20 protein-coding genes and 2 tRNA genes are annotated in these 23845 nt (G+C 32.4%); 10 read left to right on the top strand and 12 right to left on the bottom strand.

Annotation, left to right across the window (positions count from 1 at the left end; translation table 11 throughout):
- Window positions 1-32: 32 nt before the first annotated feature.
- The 3 genes from ACR9ES_RS09395 to ACR9ES_RS09385 form a co-directional block, all read right to left on the bottom strand.
- On the bottom strand, window positions 33-1286 hold the full coding sequence (locus tag ACR9ES_RS09395) for an aspartate kinase (RefSeq protein WP_435254025.1): 1254 nt from the start codon (window positions 1284-1286) through the stop codon (window positions 33-35).
- Window positions 1273-1755 carry a GNAT family N-acetyltransferase gene (locus tag ACR9ES_RS09390; RefSeq protein WP_435254024.1) on the bottom strand — a complete coding sequence of 161 codons (483 nt, stop codon included), beginning with the start codon at window positions 1753-1755 and terminating at the stop codon, window positions 1273-1275. The genes ACR9ES_RS09395 and ACR9ES_RS09390 overlap by 14 nt, the downstream gene beginning before the upstream one ends.
- 184 nt (window positions 1756-1939) lie before the next feature.
- Complete coding sequence (locus ACR9ES_RS09385) at window positions 1940-3535, bottom strand: hypothetical protein (protein ID WP_435254023.1); 1596 nt, start codon at window positions 3533-3535, stop codon at window positions 1940-1942.
- Between the two features lie 153 nt (window positions 3536-3688).
- On the opposite strand from ACR9ES_RS09385, the gene fbp reads away from it, so the two are divergent.
- Window positions 3689-4723 (top strand): class 1 fructose-bisphosphatase, encoded by a 1035-nt coding sequence (gene fbp, locus ACR9ES_RS09380; protein ID WP_408034464.1) that lies wholly within the window; start codon window positions 3689-3691, stop codon window positions 4721-4723.
- Between the two features lie 124 nt (window positions 4724-4847).
- Window positions 4848-5456: a superoxide dismutase gene (locus ACR9ES_RS09375; protein WP_435254022.1), complete on the top strand. Its 609-nt coding sequence runs from the start codon at window positions 4848-4850 to the stop codon at window positions 5454-5456.
- Window positions 5457-5560: 104 nt separating this feature from the next.
- Here ACR9ES_RS09375 and ACR9ES_RS09370 read toward each other — a convergent pair whose 3' ends face one another.
- A complete protein-coding gene (locus tag ACR9ES_RS09370) occupies window positions 5561-6709 on the bottom strand; it encodes a cystathionine gamma-synthase (RefSeq protein ID WP_435254021.1) in 1149 nt (382 codons plus the stop codon).
- Between the two features lie 39 nt (window positions 6710-6748).
- Window positions 6749-7204, bottom strand: coding sequence for a DinB family protein (locus ACR9ES_RS09365; RefSeq protein WP_435254020.1), 456 nt, complete (start codon window positions 7202-7204; stop codon window positions 6749-6751).
- A gap of 108 nt (window positions 7205-7312) precedes the next feature.
- On the opposite strand from ACR9ES_RS09365, the gene ACR9ES_RS09360 reads away from it, so the two are divergent.
- A complete protein-coding gene (locus ACR9ES_RS09360) occupies window positions 7313-7660 on the top strand; it encodes an arsenate reductase family protein (RefSeq protein ID WP_435254019.1) in 348 nt (115 codons plus the stop codon).
- 95 nt (window positions 7661-7755) lie between these two features.
- Here ACR9ES_RS09360 and ACR9ES_RS09355 read toward each other — a convergent pair whose 3' ends face one another.
- From ACR9ES_RS09355 to ACR9ES_RS09345, 3 genes are all read right to left on the bottom strand, one after another.
- Window positions 7756-8241, bottom strand: a complete 486-nt coding sequence (locus ACR9ES_RS09355; RefSeq protein WP_435254018.1) for a DUF4252 domain-containing protein — start codon at window positions 8239-8241, stop codon at window positions 7756-7758.
- An 89-nt stretch (window positions 8242-8330) separates the two neighbouring features.
- Window positions 8331-8401 (bottom strand) — tRNA-Gln (locus ACR9ES_RS09350).
- A 96-nt stretch (window positions 8402-8497) separates the two neighbouring features.
- Window positions 8498-8568, bottom strand: a tRNA-Gln gene (locus ACR9ES_RS09345).
- Between the two features lie 216 nt (window positions 8569-8784).
- On the opposite strand from ACR9ES_RS09345, the gene ACR9ES_RS09340 reads away from it, so the two are divergent.
- Window positions 8785-11892 (top strand): protein O-mannosyl-transferase family, encoded by a 3108-nt coding sequence (locus tag ACR9ES_RS09340; RefSeq protein WP_435254017.1) that lies wholly within the window; start codon window positions 8785-8787, stop codon window positions 11890-11892.
- A 3-nt stretch (window positions 11893-11895) separates the two neighbouring features.
- Window positions 11896-12540, top strand: coding sequence for a polysaccharide deacetylase family protein (locus tag ACR9ES_RS09335; RefSeq protein WP_435254016.1), 645 nt, complete (start codon window positions 11896-11898; stop codon window positions 12538-12540).
- 83 nt (window positions 12541-12623) lie between these two features.
- Here ACR9ES_RS09335 and ACR9ES_RS09330 read toward each other — a convergent pair whose 3' ends face one another.
- Together ACR9ES_RS09330 and ACR9ES_RS09325 are read right to left on the bottom strand one after the other, a co-directional pair.
- On the bottom strand, window positions 12624-12917 hold the full coding sequence (locus ACR9ES_RS09330; RefSeq protein ID WP_435255641.1) for a thioredoxin family protein: 294 nt from the start codon (window positions 12915-12917) through the stop codon (window positions 12624-12626).
- 88 nt (window positions 12918-13005) lie between these two features.
- On the bottom strand, window positions 13006-14232 hold the full coding sequence (locus ACR9ES_RS09325; RefSeq protein ID WP_435254015.1) for a metallophosphoesterase: 1227 nt from the start codon (window positions 14230-14232) through the stop codon (window positions 13006-13008).
- 172 nt (window positions 14233-14404) lie between these two features.
- On the opposite strand from ACR9ES_RS09325, the gene polA reads away from it, so the two are divergent.
- Window positions 14405-17236 (top strand): DNA polymerase I, encoded by a 2832-nt coding sequence (gene polA, locus ACR9ES_RS09320; RefSeq protein ID WP_435254014.1) that lies wholly within the window; start codon window positions 14405-14407, stop codon window positions 17234-17236.
- Window positions 17237-17328: 92 nt separating this feature from the next.
- Here polA and ACR9ES_RS09315 read toward each other — a convergent pair whose 3' ends face one another.
- Window positions 17329-18924, bottom strand: coding sequence for an Ig-like domain-containing protein (locus ACR9ES_RS09315; RefSeq protein WP_435254013.1), 1596 nt, complete (start codon window positions 18922-18924; stop codon window positions 17329-17331).
- A gap of 54 nt (window positions 18925-18978) precedes the next feature.
- Window positions 18979-19518, bottom strand: a complete 540-nt coding sequence (locus tag ACR9ES_RS09310) for a ComF family protein (protein WP_435254012.1) — start codon at window positions 19516-19518, stop codon at window positions 18979-18981.
- Between the two features lie 56 nt (window positions 19519-19574).
- Here ACR9ES_RS09310 and ACR9ES_RS09305 point away from each other — a divergent pair, with 56 nt between their 5' ends.
- The 4 genes from ACR9ES_RS09305 to ACR9ES_RS09290 all read left to right on the top strand — a co-directional run bounded on the left by ACR9ES_RS09305 (window position 19575) and on the right by ACR9ES_RS09290 (window position 23819).
- Window positions 19575-20285 carry a class I SAM-dependent methyltransferase gene (locus ACR9ES_RS09305; protein WP_435254011.1) on the top strand — a complete coding sequence of 237 codons (711 nt, stop codon included), beginning with the start codon at window positions 19575-19577 and terminating at the stop codon, window positions 20283-20285.
- A 48-nt stretch (window positions 20286-20333) separates the two neighbouring features.
- The gene (locus ACR9ES_RS09300; RefSeq protein ID WP_435254010.1) at window positions 20334-21233 is read left to right on the top strand and encodes a hypothetical protein; all 900 of its coding nucleotides are present in this window, start codon (window positions 20334-20336) and stop codon (window positions 21231-21233) included.
- A gap of 52 nt (window positions 21234-21285) precedes the next feature.
- Window positions 21286-22164, top strand: a complete 879-nt coding sequence (locus ACR9ES_RS09295) for a hypothetical protein (protein WP_435254009.1) — start codon at window positions 21286-21288, stop codon at window positions 22162-22164.
- A 107-nt stretch (window positions 22165-22271) separates the two neighbouring features.
- Complete coding sequence (locus ACR9ES_RS09290; protein WP_435254008.1) at window positions 22272-23819, top strand: glycine--tRNA ligase; 1548 nt, start codon at window positions 22272-22274, stop codon at window positions 23817-23819.
- The last annotated feature ends 26 nt before the right edge of the window (window positions 23820-23845 follow it).

Genomic DNA, 23845 nt, shown 5'->3' with positions numbered 1-23845 from the left:
TAACTGCAAATATAAATCATTTTTTGCTAGCTTTAAACGTTTTCTTGAATCACTAATTGCGCCGTTTCAGTATTAATCTGACGAATGATTGATTTTCCTCGCTTTCTAATAGTTTCTATGGCTTCATCATCAAAATGACGAATGGTAAATAAGGTCGTATCTTCATAAGCTTTAATCTTATAAGCTCCTTTTAAGTCATTATAAAAGTCTTTAAAGTGATTGTACTTATCTTCGATACAAACAGAAAAACTAATAGCAGAATTTTGAATTAAGTTTACTTTTAATTTGTATTCGTGTAATTTTTTAAAAACGTCACTGATATTATCTTCCACCATAAAAGAAAAATCTTTTGCAGAGATTGCCACTAAAATTTGATTTTTCTTTACAATGTAACACGGTATTTCTGGAGTTATTTTCTTTCCTCTACCAACACAAGTTCCCGATTTTGTAACGTCTTCAAATGAGCGTACATATAATGGAATATTCTTTTGTTCTAAAGGTTGAATCGTTTTTGGATGAATTACAGAGGCTCCATAAAATGCCATTTCTATCGCTTCGGTATATGAAATTTCTTCTAACAAAGCTGTTTCTGAAAACACTCTAGGATCGGCATTCAATACCCCTTCAACATCTTTCCAAATAGTAACACTATCGGCATCTAAACAGTACGCAAAGATACCTGCAGTATAATCAGAACCTTCTCTACCCAACGTTGTAGTTTGTTCCCCAAAACCTCCTAAAAATCCTTGAGTAATATTTAATTGAGAAACATCAACTTTATCTTGAATTTGTTGTTGAGTTTGTTCCCAATCAATCTTTGCATCTCGATAATTACCATCGGTTTTAATCAATTCTCTTACATCTAACCATTGATTGTTAACTCCTATTTCAGACAAATATGCACTTACAATAGTTGTGGATAACAATTCACCAAAACCAACCATTTGATCATAAACAAAATTGTAATCTTTTGAAGTATTTCTCGCCATAAACCCGCTTAATTCACCAAATAAATGATTTACTTTATTATATACTTCATGGTTTTGACTGAATAAGTCGTTCATCATTTGTTGATGAAAACTTTCTATAAAACTTAAAGCCTCTGTAAGGTCTTCCTTTTTAAAAAAATAACTATCAACCACACGTTCAAACGCGTTAGTCATTTTTCCCATGGCAGAAATTACTACCAAAGTATTTTCTGTACCTTCATGTTGCAATACTTGTGCAACATTTTTTACTCCATTAGCATCTTTTACTGATGCTCCTCCAAACTTAAATATTCTCATTACAAAATTGTTGTAAGCTTTGTTCATTCATATGGCATACTCTCCACTCTTCGTATACTGTTGCTCCTGTTCCTTTATAAAAATCTACAGCACCAGTATTCCAATCTAAAACTTCCCAAGCTACCCTTTTACACCCATTTTCATAAGCATATTTTAATACCGAAGTGTACAGTGCTTTTCCTGCACCTATACCTCTTTTAGATTGAGTAACCATTAAATCTTCTAAGTGAATTGCTTTTCCTTTCCATGTAGAATAACGTTCATAAAACAACGCCATACCTATAATCTTATTATCTTCTTCAGCTACAAAGGTTTTAAACTTTGGTTTTTCAGAAAAACCATCTTTAATAATGTCTTCTACCGTAATTTTAACCGCGTTGGGTTCCTTCTCAAAAACAGCTAATTCAATAATTAAATCTAAAATAGCTTGTGCATCTTTCTGTTCTCCTGCTCTAATAATAAAACTCATTTCTTAAATTTTGGGTAAAGATACTTTTTAAAAAAAACCTCAAAAACAAATAAAAAAATTAAAACACATCGTTTTTTTTTGTTGAATTTTCCATTCTAACAGTTTTTGCAAGAATTTTTAAATTCTAAGATATAAAAAAAGCAACCTTTTAAAGGTTGCTTTTCATTTTATGATTTATTAGCTCTTATTTTGATGCTTGATCTCCTTGACAATTGGTCAATTCTTCGCAAAACTTTAGTAAGCTTTCTTCTGTATTTTTATAAGCTTTTTCTCCTGCTTTCTTCGCAACAGCAGGACAGTCTTTAGCTATTTTGGCTAAGTTTTTGTCAAACCCAAATACAAAGCTCATTCCTGAAGTAGATACTCCTTTTTCACTACCAGCAGGAAGAATTACTAACTCTGTATCATTAAATTTATATAATCCAATCTTATCTGATTCAAAAAGCACTTTACATAATTTATCAGAACTTGAAGTATCAGTCCCAGATTTAGCTGCTGATTCCTCAAACTTGATATTTTTATATCGAGTTCCATCAATAAATAAAACCTCTTTACAGTCACTGGCATTTTTAGTTAGTACACCTACTAACTCTCCTTTACTATCTAACTGAACTGTTTTAAGCGTATGTCCTATTTTTGAGATATCATTACTATTAATATTAACAAGAAGCGTATCGTTTTTAGCAGAAACTAAATATGCTTTTTGTAACTCTAAACTGATTTGGTTTTCTTTTGATTGTTCTTCTACAACAATCTTCTCTTCTTCTTCCTCTACTACATCATTTCTAAGATCTTCTGTAAGTACCTTCATATGACGAGAATCCATTTCATTACGTTTTAACGTTTCAATAAGTTCATCTGCATTTCTTAAAAAACCTTTTCCATCAGACTTATCGTAATCGTTATCTATTATTTTCTGAGCATATTCTTTTACCTTTTCAGGCATATCTAAGTAGTAGTAAATCTTAGCTATGTTATAATAACTGGCATATCTTACCTTTCTTAGTTTGCGTTTGTTTCCTTCAAATCTTGGAACAACATCATTAAAATAAGCAATTATTGGCTCTACCTCTTTTGCTATTTCATCAGTTGGCTCATCGTACTTCATTTTTGCAAAGATTTCTTTTACTTTTTGATATGCCTCATGATGTTTTGCATATTCAGGATGCTTTTTTGAACCTAAAATCCATAAAAACTCATTTTGATTAGTATAAGGAACATAACCATATTTACTATTAAGATAATACCTAACACTATTTTTAATAAGAGATTTATGCTTAGCTGCATGATTGCTTTTTATATCATATTTATTTAAAGCATAATGTCTTTCTGCTTTATAATAGCTAGAAAACTCATCACTTGTATAATCTGAACTTTCTTGGAAAGCTCTTTCATTGCTTTCTTTTGTCAAAGCATTTATAACCGTAATTCCTGCACTTGATGTAAAACTTGCTTTAGCTTTATAGGTATACCACGTAGATGTTACCTTTCCATCTTTATCTTTCTTTTCGTGTTTAATTTTATCAACCTTTACATTTCTTACTGTTGTTCCGTTGAAATTGTAATTAACATCTAGTATTCCTGGATAATTCACTCTTGAAAACCCTTCGATTGAAACACCTCTAAGGTTAATAGAATAGGTTCTTTTATCATTCTCTAAAATCGGGGTGCTTGGAAGTTTAACATAAGAAACATTAAAATATTCTCGATCTAAATCGGCACTTTGAGAAAAAGAATTAGCGCACAACATGAACGCTACAAGGAGTAGTAATTTTTTCATATAATTTTTTTTAAGATTTTTTTAACAGCTGCGAATATATAAAACCTTGGTTAATTTTAAGAGAACAAATGTGTTATTAAAAATAAATATTCAAAATCGTTGTAGTTACTCTAAAAAGTTGGCATCTTTGTACGCACAACACAAACATTTAACATGAATAATAAACATATGACGCTGGGTGAGTTCATCATCAGTAAACAAAAGGATTTTAAGTATTCTTCTGGTGAATTATCTCGTTTAATAAACTCTATTCGTCTTGCTGCCAAAGTGGTGAATCACGAAATTAGAAAAGCAGGATTGGTAGATATTACTGGAGCTGCTGGAGATATTAATGTTCAAGGTGAAGCACAGCAAAAATTAGATGTTTTAGCTAATGATTTATTCAAACAAACACTAATTAACCGTGAAATTGTTTGTGGTATTGCTAGTGAAGAAGAAGATGACTTTGTAATTGTTGAAGGAAGTAATAAAGCTAACGAAAACAAATATGTTTTGTTGATGGATCCTCTAGACGGATCATCTAACATTGATGTAAATGTATCTGTTGGAACTATTTTCTCTATTTATCGAAGAATTTCTCCTGTTGGAACTCCTGTTACTAAAGAAGATTTCTTACAAAAAGGTAGCGAGCAAGTAGCTGCTGGTTATGTTGCATACGGTACCTCAACTATGTTAGTTTTCACTACTGGTAATGGTGTAAACGGATTTACGTTAAATCCAGCAATCGGAACTTTTTACTTATCACACCCTAACATGCAATTCCCAGAAATTGGTAGAATTTACTCAGTAAGCGAAGGTTATTTTACACATTTCCAAGAAGGAATGAAGCGTTTCTTAATTCACTGTAAAGAGTTAAACGAAGCTGATAACCGTCCGTATACAGCGCGTTACATCGGATCATTAGTATCAGACTTCCATAGAAACATGATTAAAGGTGGTGTATATATTTATCCTGCTACAGCGATAACTCCTAAAGGAAAACTACGTTTATTATACGAATGTAACCCTATGGCTTTTATTTGTGAACAAGCAGGTGGTAAAGCTTCTGACGGATTTACTCGCATCATGGATATTAAACCAACAGAATTACATCAACGTGTTCCTTTTTACTGCGGAAGTATACAAATGGTAGAAAAAGCAGAAGAATTTATGAGTGAGTTTTCTTCAGAAGATAAACCGACTTATTAAAGAATAGTTATTATTTATACCAAAATAAATTATCCATAAGGCAAACAGTTGTTTGCCTTATTTTTTTGGGTTAAATTTACATTCAGAAAAACGAAAAATTTAACCTATTTAAAAACAAATAATTATGGCTTTCGAATTACCAGAATTAGGATACGCTTACGACGCTTTAGAACCAAATATAGATGCTAGAACTATGGAAATTCACCATAGTAAGCACCACCAAGGATATACAAACAACTTAAACAATGCTATTGCAGGTACTGATTTAGAAGGGAAATCTATCGAAGATATTTTAACTAACTTAGATATGAACAACGCTGCTGTACGTAACAACGGTGGTGGTTTTTATAATCACTCTTTATTCTGGACAGTAATGAACCCAGAAGATAGAGGTTATTTATCTGGAGAATTAAAAGATGCTATCGAAGCTGAGTTTGGTTCAAAAGAAGCATTTATCGATGCTTTCTCTAAAGCAGCTGCTACACAATTTGGTTCAGGATGGGCTTGGTTATGTGTACACAAAGGAGGAAAAGTAGAAGTTTGCTCTACTCCAAACCAAGACAACCCATTAATGCCTGGTGTTACTTGTGGCGGAACTCCTATTTTAGGATTAGATGTTTGGGAACACGCTTACTACTTAAACTATCAAAACCGTCGTCCTGATTACATTGAAGCTTTCTTTAAAGTAATCAACTGGAACGAAGTAGAAAGAAGATATGCAGCAGCTAAATAATTTTAGTGTTTGTATAATAAAAAAATCCGAAGTGCTTACACTTCGGATTTTTTTATTAGTATGTTTTTACCATTTACCTTTAAGCCTAAAAGTAAAACACTCTTTTATCTATTCAATGCTTGCTCTAAATCAGCTAATAAATCATCAATATCCTCAACCCCAACACTTAAACGAATTAAAGAATCGGTAATTCCTATTTTTAAACGTTCCGCTTCTGGAATTGAAGCATGGGTCATTGTTACTGGATGACTCACTAAACTTTCTACACCTCCCAACGATTCTGCTAACGTAAAAATTTTAGTGTTTTCTAAAAAGGTTAAGGCTGCCTGTTTACTCTCATCTTTTAGTCGAAAAGAAACCATTCCTCCAAAATCATCCATTTGTTTTTTAGCTATTTCATAACTTGGATGACTCTCTAAACCTGGGTAAAACACCTCCCCAACTTTAGGGTGATTTACTAAATATTCAGCAACAGCTTTCCCGTTTTCGCAATGACGCTGCATACGCAAATGCAAGGTTTTTACTCCACGGAGCGCTAAAAAAGAATCCATCGGTCCTGCAATAGCACCTGCAGCAAACTGTATAAAATGTAACTCTTCGGACAATTGAGCATCTTTAACCATTAAAGCTCCCATCACCAAATCGGAATGTCCTCCTAAATACTTAGTTGCCGAATGCATTATAATATCAACTCCTAAATCTAACGGACGCTGTAAATAAGGAGTCGCAAATGTATTATCAACCGCCACTAAAATATCAGCTCTTTTGTTTTTTACAGCTTTCGTAATTTCTTCTATATCCGCAATTTTCATTAACGGATTTGTTGGAGTTTCTATCCAAATTAACTTTGTGTTTTCAGAAATCGCATTAGTTACGTTCGATACCTCATCCATATCAACAAATTGAAATTTCAATCCGTTTTTTTGAAACAATCTTGTGAACAGGCGATAGCTTCCTCCATAAATATCATCACCTGCAATCACCTCATCACCTGGTTTTAAAGTACGCAATACACTATCGATTGCAGCTAAACCTGAAGAAAAAGCAAATCCATGAGTTCCATTTTCAAGAGCTGCAAAAGCTTTTTCTAAAGCCGTACGAGTTGGATTGGCTGCACGTGAATACGCATATCCTTTATTCACTCCTGGGCTTGATTGCGCATAGGTAGACGTTTGAAATATAGGTGGCATTACTGCTCCTGTAGCTTCTTCGTGCTCTTGCCCTCCGTGTATGATTTTGGTATTAAACTTCATCTATCGATATTTGTTGTTTTCTTCAGAGTTAAATAGCTATTACACCAACTTCGTCAAAGTCATGATAATACCTAAATGCATTCCTTCATGTAAGTTATTAAATGCAATGGCACTTTCAATAGAATCGATTACAAAACCTGTACTAGTTTCATACTCTTGATATTCTGTAAAAATTCCTGCTTCAAAATCTTCTTGTAAAGTATCTGGCAAACCAAGTAATAATTCTTTTACTTCTTCAAATTCTTCTTCTGTAAATTCTTTCGTTGGAAAAGTTCCTTTTCTATATTCTTCAATTAATTCATCTGGTGCTAAACAATTCAATCCAGATAATTTATAGTGCAATAACTGTTGTGTTACTACTAAATGAGCTACGTTCCATGCAATATTATTATTAAAACCCTCAGGAATTGTATGTAATTGCTCTGTTGTTAAACCTTCTATTCTTTTTAAAACTAATTCTCTTGATCTTTTTAAAACTTCAAATTGTTTGTTCATTTTTCTACTTATTTTAGCTATTTCAAAGATACCTATTTAACCATGAAAACTTGTGTTGAGTATTTATTATTTAATGGTTAAAATCTAACGCCTTAAAAACATAATACGATGAAGAAAGTTTATTTTTTACAAACTTGTGATACTTGCCGAAGAATCTTAAAAGAAGTAAATCTTGATGGGTTTGAAAAACAAGAAATAAAAACCCAACCAATTACAGTTGCTCAGTTAGAAGAAATGCGCGCTATGACTGATAGCTATGAGAGTTTATTTAACAAAAGAGCAAAACTCTACAAAGAAATGGACTTGAAAAATCAAAATGTTACTGAAGCTGATTATCGCCAGTATATTTTAGATGAATATACCTTTTTAAAGCGTCCAGTTTTTATTGTTGAAAACCAAATTTTTATTGGAAACAGTAAAAAAGTAATAGAAAGCTTAAAGGCTATGCTTGATTAAATAAAAACTCCGACAAAAATTGTCGGAGTTTTCTATATAACAAGGTTAGTTCTCTAGGCTTCTCTTCGACTACACTCAGGGAAATCAGAAGTATTTTAATTTGAAGCTATGCTTTTATTTTTGGGAGACGCTTCAACCATAGCTGATAATTCATCCATAGTAAGATTGGTTTTAATCCCAAGTAAAACTAACTCATCTGTATTGTCATGAACATTAACTATAATTTCTTTAATACGATCTTTACTTTCTTTAAAATACACTGTAACTCTTTCTTTACCGTCTTTTACTCTAACTAAAGTCTTTAATTTGTTTTTTCTAGCAAATTTTTGAAAGTCTTTTTGAACAGAAGACATGTTATTGTTAAAAACCATTATTTTATAGTTTTTAGATTTCTTTAAAAACACTCCAAACTCATCAGTATCTTCATCAGAAATGAACATATTAGCAAAGAAACTAGGAATGTTTAACGATACCTCAGCTCTATCTTTATTAGATTGATAAAATTCTTTAAAATTTTGTTCTTGTGCAAAAGCAGTAGTCAATACAAAAAGGCTAAAAAAGGTGATTACAATTCGTCTCATAATAGTAGTTGTTTTTAAATGAAGACGATAATCTTTGAAGTTTGTTACAAATAAAAAAGTCTTAACTAAAAGATAGTTAAGACTTTTTGTTGGCCCACAAGGACTCGAACCTTGAATATCGGTACCAAAAACCGGTGTGTTACCATTACACCATGGGCCAATGTTTACAATGCAAATATAAACACAAAGTTTTATATTTAGAAATCATTAAACACTTTTTATAAAAAAATCCTCACGGAAGTTCGTAAGGATTTTGTTGGCCTACAAGGACTCGAACCTTGAATATCGGTACCAAAAACCGGTGTGTTACCATTACACCATAGGCCAATTGCTTATTGCGGGTGCAAATATAAAACAAAATTATATTTCAGCAAATTTTTTACACTTTTTTTCGTTTACTTCTTTTTTAACCTCTAAAATTTCATTTAACAGAACTTTATATAAGAGGTTGTTTTAAGAAAACTGTCAAAATTATATTTTTGTTTTCATCGAAAAAATCATTAGTAATTAATACATTCGTACTTTATATCTAGATAAAAAACTATGACTGAGCCTAACTATAAAAAGTGGAACATCATCTTAGGATGGGTTTCATTTGCAATAGCATTAATCACCTACACCTTAACCTTAGAACCTACTGTAAGTTCATGGGATTGTGGCGAATATATAGCAACCGCAGTAAATTTAGAAGTCGGACATCCACCGGGAGCTCCTTTGTTTCAAATGTTAGGTGCTTTCTTTGCTATGTTTACTAGCGATCCGAGTCAGTTGGCTAAAATGGTCAACTTTATGTCTGGATTGGCAAGTGCTTTTACTATTCTTTTCATGTTTTGGACAATCACCAATTTAGCCAGAAAAATGGCTGTAAAAAATGGGAAATTCAGTAAAAATGAAGCTATTGCTGTATTAGGTAGTGGTTTAGTTGGAGCTTTAGCTTACACTTTCTCAGATAGTTTTTGGTTTAGTGCGGTTGAAGGAGAAGTGTATGCAATGTCGTCATTCTTAATGGCGCTATTATTCTGGTTAGGTTTACGTTGGGAAAGCGAATTAAACACTCCTAGAGGAAACAAATGGTTAGTTTTAATCAGTTTTGTAGTAGGATTATCTTTTGGAGTACACATCTTATCATTACTTGTTATTCCATCAATCGTTTTAGTATATTTCTTTAAAACCTATAAGAACATTACTGTAAAAACAACAGCTATCGCAACATTAGTAGCTATTTTAGTGTTAGCTTTTGTCTTTAAATTCTTATTCCCGTTTACTTTAAAATTCTTTAGTGTTGCTGAATTATTTTTCATCAACCAAATAGGCTTGCCATACAACTCAGGAACAATCATCGCCGGATTAGTGTTAATAGGATTATTCTTTTACGGATTAAAATACACACGTAAAAAGAATATGGTTACCGCAAACACCTTGGTGCTTTCAGTATTATTTATCATGATTGGTTTCTCGTCTTGGTTAATGTTACCAATTCGTGCGAATGCTGATACCATTATTAACGAGAACAATCCATCAAGTGCACGCGAATTATTAGCATATTATAACCGTGAACAATATGGTGATGCAAATGTTTTTTATGATAATTACTATTCTGTAGCTTATGATAGAGAACTAGATGCTGACACCCCATATAAAGACGACAAACCTAAGTATGAAAAAATAGATGGAAAGTATGTTATTGTAAACAGGTATAAAAATGTACTGCCTAATTATTCTAGCAAACACAAAGGATTCATCCCGCGTATGGTTAATCCTGCTTCTGAGCAACAATATAAAAGTATTGCTGGAATTCCTGCTCGTAGTAAAAGACGCCCAACCTTTTTAGAGAACATGAAATTTATGGTCGATTATCAATTTGGCTATATGTATGGGCGTTATTTTATGTGGAACTTTGTAGGACGTCAAAACGATATTCAAGGACATTTAGATGTTGAAAACGGAAATTGGTTAAGCGGTATTAATTTTATTGATGAAGCCCGCTTAGGTTCACAACAAAACCTTCCTGATGATGTAAAAAACAACAAAGGACGTAACACCTACTTCTTTTTACCTTTTATTTTAGGTCTTATTGGTTTATTGTATCAACTCAATAGAGATAAAAAGAATTTTTATGTACTAACCTTGTTCTTCTTATTTACAGGGCTAGCTATTATATTTTACACCAACCCTAAACCATTTGAACCACGTGAACGTGATTATGCTGTAGTTGGTTCGTTTTATGTATTTGCCATGTGGATTGGTTTCGGGGTACTTGCTTTATATGATTACTTTAAAAAGTACGCCAACAAACGTGTGGTTGCCATTGCCACTTCTGCAGTTTCATTAGTTGCTGTTCCTGCATTAATGGGCTTCCAAAACTGGGATGACCATGATAGATCAGATCGCTATTTGGCTCAATTAAATGCGCAAACCTATCTAGAAAGCTGTGATCCGAATGCGATTATTTTTACCATAGGTGATAATGATACATTCCCGCTATGGTATATGCAACAAGTTGAAGGAGTACGTAGAGATATTAAAGTTGTAAACACTAGCCTTTTTCAAACAGATTGGTATATCGATCAAATGAAAAAGAAAACCTATACAGCTGACCCTATTCCGTCACAATTAACGCACGATCAGTACAAATATGGAACCTTAGATATGGCGTACCACTATCCTATTCCACAATTAAAAGATTCTGTTCTTTCTATTAGTGACTTTATGCGTTGGATAGCTAGTGACAATGATGCAACTTATTTAGATGCTGGGGATGGAGCAAGAGAAAAATTCTATCCAACCAATAAAATCCGTATTCCTGTTAACAAAGAAAATGCGTTAAAATCTGGTTTGGTAGCAGCAAAAGATGCTGATAAAATGGTAGATTATATTGATATTACTGTTGATGACAGAGGTTTATCAAAAGCGCGAATTTTAATGTTAGATATCTTAAATAATTTTGATTGGAAACGCCCTCTTTATTTTACAGGTGGTGCTAATGCAGATGAAGAGTACATCTGGTTAAAAAATTATTTACAGTTAGATGGAATGTCGTACAAACTGGTTCCTATTAAAACTTCTAACGAGGGACAATCTATTTTTGAAATGGGACGTATCGATCCTGAAAAAATGTATGCTAACGTTAAAAAATGGGATTGGAAAACTATTAATAACGGTGAAATTTATTTAGATGAGCAAAGTAAGCGTAACGCTATTTCATTACGTAATAACTTAATCCGTTTATCGGAAGAGTTTATGCAAAAAGGAGATTCTGTAAACGCAAAAGAGGTCTTAGATTTATCGTTACATAAAATGCCTATTAGAGATTTTGACCACTATAATTTCTCTTTAGGATATCCAGAATTGTACTACCGTATTGGTGATATTGATAAAGCACGTGAAACTGCTGAAACATTAATTGATATCTTCCAACAAAAGTTACAATACTATATTACTTTTGACCCTCAAGACCTTTATTTGGTAGAAGATAACATACAAACTAACCTGTACATGTATCAAAACATTATCCAGCAAATTGTACGTTATGACAAAGATGAAGAGTACGGTAAAAAAGTATTCCAAGACTATATGGTTCATGAAAGATTCTTTAGAGCACCAACTGAAGAAGAATTGGAACTAGAACAATTAGATTCTATAAAACCTTAATTAATGAGGTTATATTTTATAAAAACACCACGTATACTTAAACGTTTATTCACAAAGTATACGTGGTCTTTTTTTTCTGATAGAAAAGAAATCTTTCTAACTTTTGATGACGGTCCTATTCCAGAAGTAACGGAATTTGTACTTGACCAATTGCAACAATTCAATGCAAAAGCTACTTTTTTTTGCATAGGTGATAACATACGTAAACACCCTGCTGTTTTCAATAGAATTATTGCCGAAGAGCATTCGGTAGGAAACCACACTTTTAATCATTTAAACGGCTGGAAAAATAGTAATACCACTTATTTTGAGAATATAAATAAGTGTGAAAGCTTGTTAGCTCATCAAACAGCAAAACTGTTTCGTCCTCCTTATGGAAAAATAAAAAGAACTCAAGCAAAAAAATTGATTGCGAAAGGTTACAAAATTATTATGTGGGATGTACTTTCTGCTGATTTTGACAAAACTATTTCAAAAGAAAAATGCTTACAAAATGTACTTAAAAATACACAAAACGGAAGTATTGTCGTTTTTCACGACAGTATAAAAGCTAGTGAAAAGCTATACTATGCACTACCAAAAATGCTTCAAGAATTTTCGGAAAGAGGTTACGAATTTAAGGCGATAAAATCAAGTGCCTCAGAGTAAGTGTAAGAGGAATTTAAGTGAATAAGCCTCACTATTTTCGAGACAAACCTCGGAAAATTAAATCTTTGGCTATCGCCCTGCGATTAAACGTATTGTTGCACCAAACCAATTAAGGTATTGGCATCTTGCTCACCTGTTTGACGCCACTTCATTTCCCCATTTTTGTAAATGATAAATGTAGGATTTCCTTTTACACGCAAAGCTTCAGCAAGAATTTCATTCTTTTTAATATCTATTTTGATAACTTTAGCTTTATCTCCCAAAGCAGCAGCAACATCACGAAGTGTGTCTAAACTAGGCTCTAACTCACTCCAATCTGCATAAAAATCAATTAACACAGGCTTGTTAATACTTATAATTTCACCAAACTTTGTCATCTTTTGCATAAGTTTAATCAGTAAAGAGCCTAAAATTACTAATTTTTTGTTAGGTAAATATTATTTTATTCTTAAAAAATACTGAAAATCAGGCTTTTTTTAACTCTATAACGGTAATTTCAGGCCAAATCCCTACTCTTCCAGGAAAAGCGTGGTATCCAAACCCTCTGTTTACGTTAATGTACCTACCGAATTCTTCGTACAATCCTGCCCATTGCTTATACACATATTTAGAGGGACTCCATTTGAACCAACCTGGAATTTCAATTCCAAATTGTAACCCGTGTGTATGTCCGCTAAGCGTTAATTGATAGTTGTGCTCATCTGTCTTTACCATATGTTCCCAATGGCTGGGATCGTGGGTTAGCAAAATCTTAAAATCTTCTTGCTTTACTCCTTCAGAGGCTTTTGCTAAATCTCCCTTTTTACTAAAACGACCTTTCCCCCAATTTTCTACACCTATCAATGCTATTTTTTGTCCGTCTTTTTCAATATAACGGTTTTCATTTAACAATAAATCAAACCCAATCTTTGGGTGAATATCTTTGATTGCTTCAAAATTAGCTTTTTTATCTCTTGGACTTTTCCAGTCTGAATAATCACCATAATCGTGGTTTCCTAAAACAGAAAACATCCCTTTAGGAGCCTTTAATTGAGAAAAAACAGACACCCAATCATCCATTTCATGAGCAAAATTATTTACCATATCACCTGTGAATAAAATCATATCTGATTGTTGCTCATTGATTAAATCTACTCCGTATTGAATTTTCTCATGATTATCAAAACTTCCAGAGTGAATATCGGTAATGTGAGATATGGTAAAGCCATCAAAAGCTTCAGGTAAATCTTTAAAACTTAATTGATATTTTAATACTTTGTAATTGTATTTTCCTTTAACCATACCATACAGCATGCTTGCAAAAGGAAGTGCAGCCAACCCTAAGGCTATCTTAGACACAAAAGCTCTTCTTCCTGCCAAATCTTTGGTTTCCTCTTTAGAGAAAAATGAAAATCCTTTTTGAGCCAACCTCACAACATCTTCACCAAACATTAACAACAACACCACTAATTTTGGTACCAAAACAAGTAAAAACATCCCTACTGCCCATTGAAACTTAATTGTTTGTCCAGAACCTCTATCTGACGTAAGAATTACATAGAAAAAATTCGCATACACCAACAAACTTACCAACAACCAACTGTACTGTACAATTTTACTTTTAGTTAGTGTTTTTATTGCCTGAAACGCATACGTTTCAAGCAGAATAATAATTGCTGATACTATAATAAGAGTTACTACCCAACGAGACATTTACTTCATTTTTAAGGATAAACAAAGATACAGCGATTCTTAAAATAGGTTTTTAACATCTTGTTAAAGTTTTGTAGCTTTACCTTCAAAATTCTCACGAATAAACAATATTGCCTTTTTACCGTAAGCGAATAGGTATCAATAATTTAATTCAACAGACTCAATATACAACATGGCAGATCAAAAACGACTTTTTTTACTCGATGCATATGCACTAATCTTTAGAGGGTATTACGCTTTTATTAAAAATCCGAGAATCAACTCTAAAGGTTTAGATACTTCTGCTATTATGGGGTTTACAAACTCTTTACTAGATGTAATTAAACGAGAAAAACCCGATTATTTAGCTGTATGTTTCGATAAAGGAGGTAGTACTGATCGTGTTGAAGCTTTTGAACATTACAAAGCTAACCGACAAGAAACACCAGAAGCTATTCGTTTAGCGGTTCCGTATATCGAAAAAATATTAGAAGCAATGAATATTCCTGCTATTGTAAAAGAAGGATATGAAGCTGATGATATTATTGGAACTCTTGCCAAAAAAGCCGAAAAAGTAGGTCTGCAAACCTATATGGTAACTCCTGATAAGGATTTTGCTCAATTAGTGTCTGATAACATTTTTATGTACCGTCCGCCACGTATGGGGAATGGTTATGAAAAATGGGGTATTGAAGAAGTAAAAGCTAAGTTTGAAGTTGAAGATCCATTACAAGTAATTGACTTTTTAGGTATGATGGGGGATTCTGTTGATAATATCCCTGGACTACCTGGTGTAGGTGAAAAAACAGCTAAAAAATTCATTGCTGCTTATGGTTCTATGGAAGGATTGCTTGCCAATACCCATGAACTAAAAGGTAAGATGAAAGAAAAGATTGAAGCCAATGCTGAACTTGGTTTACTTTCAAAACAATTAGCCACCATCATGCTAGATGTTCCTGTAGAATTAGAACTGGATAAGCTAATTTTTGAACAACCAAACATTGAGGCTACCAAAGAAATTTTCACCGATTTAGAGTTCCGTCGTTTAACAGAAAACTTCTTAAAAACATTTGCTTCTCCAGAAGAGATTCAAGAAAATTCTTCTTCTGTTGAAAAACCAAAAACTGCAAAAGCTAGCACTTCAGGTCAATTCGATTTGTTTGCTGCTCCGGGTAGCGGAAATACTTCCGAAGAAAATACTATCAACGGATTTAGAACCATTGAAAACACCAATCATTTTTACCAATTAGCCAATACACCTCTTTCAAGAAAACTCTTATTAGAAAAGTTATTGCAACAAAACTCTGTGTGTTTTGATACCGAAACAACGGGTTTAAAAGCACTAGAGGTTGAATTAATTGGAATTGCTTTTTCATGGGAAGCTAACAAAGGATACTATGTTGCTTTTCCAGAAGACCAAGAAGAAACCACAACTATTTTAGAAGAGTTTCGTCCATTTTTTGAAGCGGAAACTATTGAAAAAATAGGTCACAATTTAAAATACGATATCAAAGTATTATCAAATTATAACATACCTGTAAAAGGTAAACTATTTGACACCATGATTGCGCATTACCTTATCAATCCAGATATGCGCCATAACATGGATGTACTTTCTGAAACCTATTTAAACTACCAACCTGTTTCAATAACTGAATTGATTGGTAAAAAAGGTAAAAATCAACTTTCTATGCGCGAAGTTGAATTGCCAAAACAAACTGAATATGCTGTAGAAGATGCTGATGTAACGTATCAATTAAAAGAGCATTTTTCTAAGGAATTAGAAAGCGGAAATGTAACCAAACTGTTTAATGAAGTTGAAATCCCGTTAGTTTCTGTATTATCAGCCATGGAAATTGAAGGTATTAACTTAGATACCGACTTTTTAAAGTCCTTATCAGTTGAGTTAACCAAAGATATTCAGCAATTAGAACAAAACATTTACCAACAAGCTGGAGAAGAGTTTAACATTGCTTCTCCAAAGCAATTAGGTCCTATCCTATTTGACAAATTAAAGTTGGTTGACAAACCTAAAAAAACAAAAACAGGGCAATATTCTACTGCGGAAGATGTACTTTCTTATTTAGCCAAAGACCATCAGATAGTGTCTGATATTTTAGAATATCGTCAGTATAAAAAATTACAAAGCACCTATGTTGATGCACTTCCTAATGAAATCAATCCAAAAACAGGAAGAGTACATACGGTATATGCACAAGCAGTAGCTGCTACTGGACGTTTAAGTTCAAACAACCCGAACTTACAAAACATTCCTATTCGTACAAAACGCGGACAAGAAGTACGTAAGGCTTTCATTCCAAGAAATGAAAATTATGTCTTATTAGCGGCGGATTACAGTCAAATTGAATTACGAATCATCGCTGCTTTAAGCGAGGAAGAAACCATGATTAAAGCTTTTCAGCATGGTGAAGACATTCACGCTTCTACTGCTGCTAAAGTATTTAATGTTCCTATTGAAGAAGTAACTCGTGAGCAACGTAGCAATGCTAAAACGGTTAACTTCGGAATTATTTATGGAGTTTCTGCCTTCGGATTAAGCAATCAAACCGATTTAACTCGTTCAGAAGCCAAAGAATTAATCGACACCTATTATGCTACCTATCCTAAACTAAGACGTTACATTGCTGAACAAGTAGATTTTGCTCGTGAACACGGATACGTAGAAACTGTTTTAAAGCGTCGTCGTTATTTGAAAGACATCAATTCTCGTAATGCAATTGTTCGTGGTGCAGCTGAGAGAAACGCAGTAAACGCACCTATTCAGGGTTCTGCTGCTGATATCATTAAACTTGCCATGATTAACATTTATAAGCGATTTGAGCAAGAAAATTTCAAGTCGAAAATGTTACTACAAGTCCATGATGAATTGGTTTTTGATGCCCATAAAGATGAGTTAGACATCATTAAACCTATCATTAAACAAGAAATGGAAAATGCATTTAAAATGAGCGTTCCGTTAGATGTTGAAATAGATACAGGAGCAAATTGGTTAGAGGCACATTAATATGTGCTTCTAAGCTTTTTTAAACGTGTCTTTTTGAAGAATTAAATCTCTAGAGTGAGATTTCTCAGTCGTAGACTCCTTCGAAATGACATTTACTTAATTACAAACGTTTCGCTTTGTACCCAGTTAGCTCTTAATTTAAACTCTGTTTCTAAGTAAATGATTTGCTCTGGTTGTTTACGTTCTAAGAAATTACCCGTATCCCACACACGGTTATTATTTTCATCAATAATAGCTCTTACGCTGTATTCTTTAGGCTCTAACAAGGCAAACTCTATTTTTTTAGATTCTGAAAGATACACTGTTTCTTTCACCTCATCTTTCACCAATAATTGAATAATTACTGGATGTGGTGTTTCTTTTTTAACATCCAACACTATACTTCCGTAATCATCTACTGCACGAGTTGTAAACTTGTAATTTAAAGTATCATTGGTGGTTTCGTAAACATCCGTAATTCCTTGTGGTAATCCTTTAAAAATATAGCCAAACTTAGGTTTCTTCTCAAATAAGACGGTTAGTTTGTTAATCGATTGTTTTTTCAATTCAAAAGCTACCTCAACAGTATCTTTATCTATTAAAGAAAACTTAGATTTATCAATAGAAACAATCGGGTTGTTCGTTTGAATAAACATCGTATCTTTTAAATGTAAAACACCTCCCACATTTGATGACACTGATAAAGAATCAATCTGTTTTTTTCTTAAAAAGACAGTAACCGTATCTTTAAAATTTAGGTTGTTTACAATAAAGTTTAACGAGTCTCTTTCAATCGGAGTATGCCAATAGTTTAATGTGTCCTTGTCTTTTTCTAACTGTGTAAATGATTTGAAATTTTGCGGAACTTCCGACAGTATTTCAATATTTATATCATCTTGCTTCCCTTCAAACCCAAACTGAATTTTTCCTTTAGTTACTTCTTTCCCTCTTTTAAATTCATACGGTTGAATTTCTTTAAAAAAACGAATCGGGTTACTTATAATACTATCAGCTGGCAATGTAATCGTATCTGCTACAAAACCTATTTTATCATTTCTACTACTAAAAATGTAGTCGTTTGCTTGCTCTTTTAAAGCTAGCATTAAATATTTTCCTTCTCGTAAATTACTAAACTCAAAGTTTGTAGAATCTAACGTACTAGTTACGTAATTAGGTTTTTGTTTGTATATAATTGAGTCGTTATAAACACTATCTAACTTATACAACAACACACTTACTTCTTTTACTTCCTTTTTATCAAAAGCATCAGAAACAGAACCCTTTATTGTTAACGAATCGATATAACTCCCTGTAGAAAACACGTACTTGAAACTCTCTAATTTATTGTTTTCATTGTTGTCTTGAACCGCATTTCCGAAGTTAAATGTATACGTTGTATTCGATTGTAGGGTGTCTAATATTTTTATATTGATATACTTACTTGGAGTTCCTTGCGGAGTAATTAGTGGTGGGTTTTTCATTGGAGGTGAAACCACTAATTGCTTTTGTAAATCTTTTAAAACAATATACTCATCGAAATAAATACGAATATTATCTTCTTTAAAATGAATGGTTTCGTATGGTGGATTTGCAGTAACCATAATGGGTGCTGTTTCATCTTTTGGGCCTCCTTCTGGTCTTCCTTTACGTGCACAACTAACGATGATAAAAGCAAAAAGTGTTATTAAAATAAGATGTTTATTTTTCACAAATTGATGGTTTTAAATCCAATTTCAAAAGTAGTAAATTAAGATGGAAAGTTACTACCCTTTTTGCGTGTACGCCATAGTAGCAACACTAATGGTTATATTTTTAGTTTTTAACAATTCGTTTGCACAAGCTTCTATCGTTGCTCCAGTTGTAATCACATCATCAATTAGTAAAACATGTTTGTTTTCAAAAATTGTGGTGTTTGCTAATTTGAATTTGGTGTTACTATCAGAAAATCGTTCAAATCGCTGTTTTAATGTTTGCGTTTTAGTTGTTGAGGATCTAATAAGTACGTTTGCTTTATATTCAACATCGAGTATCTTACTTAATGTTTCTCCAAATAATGTTACTTGATTATAACCTCTCTTCCTCTGCTTTTTGGGATGCAATGGAACAGGAACAATATAATCTATGTCCTCAAAAACATTCATATCTACTAAATTACTTCCAAACCACTCACCAATAAAAACTCCTATTTCTGGTTGATTTTTATATTTTAATTGATGAATGAGTTTTTGAGTAATTCCATCTTTTTGATAATACAAAAACGAACGTACTTTTTCTACAGGAATTCTACCATAAAAAGTTGACATTAATGTAACATTTATATGCTCATTATCGTCTATAATTGGAAGATCATTTTTGCAAAATGTACACAGAAATTTTTCATTTTGAAGTAATGTTGTTTCACAATTTATACATAAATTGGGGTAGAATACATAAAATATATCTTTTAAAAATTGCATCTTTACAAGCCTTTTTTAACAGAAAGATACAAAAAGTAACAGAAAACGATATTTTGAGCACTAAATTTAACTTTTTTAAAGAAGCAGTAAAAAACTATAAAACATCAGGAACAATTATTCCTAGTTCAAGGTATTTGGCTAATAAAATGCTAAATGAAATTGATTTTACTACGGCGGAAGTAGTTGTAGAACTAGGCCCTGGTAATGGAGCAATTACACATCATATTCTCAATAAAATCAAACCGAATTCTGTACTGATTTGTTTTGAAATTAATGATGTTTTTTACCAAGAGTTACAAAAAATAAAACATCCACAGTTAATTGTTCTAAAAGCATCTGCTGAAAAAATTAAACCGGAACTTGAAAAGTTAGGCTACACTAAAGCAGATTATATTATTTCTAGCTTACCTTTAACTATTATTCCTAAAGAAATTTCACATGCTATTTTAGTAAAAAACTATAATTTTCTTGCTACTAACGGAGCTTTCATTCAGTACCAATACAGCTTAACTTATTACAAGAAATTAAAAGATGTTTTTGGTAATAATATTGACTTAAGTTTTGAGCCTTTAAACTTTCCGCCTGCATTTATTTACAAATGTGTTAAAAAATAAATAGTATATTAGCGCAAAACACAATTATACATCATACCCCCTAAAATGATGATCCCTTCAATAATAAAAAACAATGGCTTTACAGCCTTCTTGATTCTATTAGTGTTTATTATAGGTGTTCTTTCCTATCAAAATGCTAAAGACTATTCCGAATTAAAAGCTGTTTTCGAATTAGACAAAGATGAGTTAGAACAAGAACTCACCACTATCATTAAAGACTATAGGCAAGCTAGTTTTAAGAAAAATGAATATTCTTTAAAATTAAAAGACGAGCTAGAAAAGGTTGTTCAACTAAGAGATTCTGTTAAAAACTTAAAAGAAGCTGATTATCGATTTATACGATACTACAGAAAAAGAACAAAAATCCTTATCGAAGAAAACCATAAACTTTTTGAAAAAATAAATTACCTAAGCAGTATAAACGATGAGTTACTTTCAAAAAACGATAGTGTTAAACAGGCACTACTCTTTAAAGAACATCAAAACACAAAATTATCTAGTATAAACAACCAGCTAAGTAAAGAACGTCAAGTTTTAAAAGAAAAAGTTGCCATTGCAGAAGTTATTGAAATATCAACAATTAAAGCAGAAGCGCTTAAAAAAAAGAGAAACGGAAAATATACTTCTACAACGAGATCAGAAAAGGTAAATGCTTTTAAAATAGAGTTCGATTTATTAGAAAATAAAGTAGCTGCACCAGGTCCTAAAGAAGTACACATTCAAATTACTGATAACAACAACAATGTTGTGGCGCCTATAAAAGATGATTGTACTCATAATAAAAAAAAGATACCATGTAGTGATGTTTTAATCGCCGATTATAACAACAGACAATTGTCTATGGTTTCAGTCGTAAATATTAATAATAAAATAACTGCAGGTGTTTATCACATTAGTACCTTTGTAAATGGTATTAACGTCGGCAAAAATTCATTAGATTTAAAATAAACCTCCTTAATAGATAGAAAACACATAATATAAATTCAATTCCCCTAAAATCATGAATCATCAAAAAAAGAAGAATGTACTAATTATCGTACTCCTACTTCTAACAGTTTTCCTAATTTTTTATGCTCAGCAAAAATCAAACGAAAACAAAACACTCAACAACATTTTCTTAGAAGAAAAAGCCGATTTACAGCAAGATCTTGACGAAATGATTAAAGATTACACCGATGTTGTTGTTGGCAAAAAACGTTTAGCTGATAGATTAGAGATAGAGCTAACAAAAATGAAGAGTTTAAGAGACTCTATTAAAGGTTTAAAGTCTGATAATTTCAATTTAATCAGAAAATATCGAAGAAGAATTGCTACTCTAGAGCGTGAAAACAAAAAGTTGTTTATTCAAATAGATTCTTTAAACAGTGCTAACGAAGCCTTAACGCAAGAAAATGTTATTGCTAACGAAATTTTACAACAAAAAGACAGTGTAAACGAAAATTTAGTAGAAAAAAACAAAGAGTTAGAAGCTAAAGTAGCTATTGGAGGTATTATTAAAACAAGTCCTGTTAAAGCAATTGCAATGAAAGAGCGTAGTAGCGGAAAACTTACTACAACCTCTAGATCTAACAGAACTGATGCATTTCGAATAAATTTTGATTTATTAGAAAACCCTATCACTTCTTCTGGTGAAAAAAGAGTATACATTCAAATTACTGATGAAAACAAAAATGTAATTGCCCCTAAAGGAAAACTCAACCTAAAATCTGGTGTTAAAATTCAATATACAGATTCGTTAGAAGTAAATTACGATAACAATCGATTAAGCTTAGTTTCTTTAGTACTTGTTAATCGTGACGACATTAGAAGAGGCACTTATACCATCAGTACTTTTATTGATGGTATATACTCTGGGAACACTAAAATTAAGCTCAGGTAAAACAGTAATCATCCAAAATATTTTAACAAAAGTGAAGAGTTTACTAAATTCTTCACTTTTTTCTTTTTCAATACCCTAAGTTTAAATCCTTATTTTATTTTTGCAGTATGGCAAAACAAGAAGATCAATTTAAAAAAGTTTTATCGCACGCTAAAGAATACGGTTATGTATTCCAATCATCTGAAATTTACGATGGTTTAAGTGCGGTGTATGATTATGCTCAAAACGGAGTAGAATTAAAGAAGAATATTCGCGATTATTGGTGGAAAGCAATGGTGCAAATGCACGAAAACATTGTAGGTATTGATGCGTCAATATTAATGCACCCAACTACCTGGAAAGCTTCTGGGCACGTTGATGCTTTTAACGATCCATTAATCGACAATAAAGATTCTAAAAAACGATATAGAGCTGATGTTTTAGTAGAAGATTACTGTGCTAAAATTGAAGCAAAAATTGATAAAGAAGTAGCAAAAGCTGCAAAACGTTTTGGAGATGCTTTTAATAAGGAAGAGTTTGTTTCAACGAACGGAAGAGTTTTAGAGTATCAAGAAAAAATTAATACTATTTTAAGCAGGTTAGCTAAATCCTTAGAAAATGAAGATTTAGCGGATGTTAAAGCCTTAATTGAAGAGTTAGAAATTGCTGATCCGTTAACTGGTTCTAAAAACTGGACAGAAGTAAAGCAATTCAACTTAATGTTTGGTACTCAATTAGGAGCTTCTGCAGATAGTGCTATGCAAGTATATTTACGTCCTGAAACGGCTCAAGGAATTTTTGTGAATTTTTTAAACGTACAAAAAACTGGACGTATGAAAATTCCTTTCGGAATTGCACAAACTGGTAAAGCTTTCCGTAACGAAATTGTTGCACGTCAGTTTATATTTAGAATGCGTGAATTTGAGCAAATGGAAATGCAGTTTTTTGTAAAACCAGGAACTCAAAAAGAATGGTATGAGAAGTGGAAAGAAACGCGTTTAAAATGGCATTTATCATTAGGAATGGGTACCGATAACTATCGCTTCCATGACCATGAAAAATTAGCGCATTATGCTGATGCTGCCGCTGATATTGAATTTAAATTTCCATTCGGTTTTAAAGAGTTAGAAGGAATTCACTCGCGTACAGACTTTGATTTAAAAGCACATGAAGAATTTTCTGGAAAGAAATTACAATATTTTGATCCTGAAGAAAACAAAAACTATGTACCATACGTAGTAGAAACTTCTATCGGTTTAGACAGAATGTTCTTAGCTGTTTTCTCTAACTCTTTACAAGAAGAAGAATTAGAAAACGGTACTACTAGAACAGTATTAAAATTACCTGCTGTTTTAGCCCCAACAAAAGCGGCTATTTTACCATTAGTTAAAAAAGACGGATTGCCAGAAATAGCTCGTAAAATTGTAGATGATTTAAAATGGGATTTCAACGTTTCTTATGATGACAAAGACGCTGTAGGTAGAAGATATCGTCGTCAAGATGCTGCAGGAACTCCTTTCTGTATTACTGTTGATCATGACACTTTAGAAGACAATACTGTTACTATTCGTCATAGAGATACAATGGAGCAAAAACGTGTTAAAATAGAAGAATTAAGCAATATTATTAATCAAGAGGTAAATGTACGTTCTTGGTTACAAAAAATGGAAGCATAGTCTTTTAAAACCATAAAACAAGCAAA

The organism is Tenacibaculum sp. A30, from assembly GCF_051200845.1.
Taxonomy (GTDB): Bacteria; Bacteroidota; Bacteroidia; order Flavobacteriales; family Flavobacteriaceae; genus Polaribacter.
Note: the sequence above shows the minus strand (reverse complement) of the source record. Positions and strands in the feature narration are given on the sequence as shown.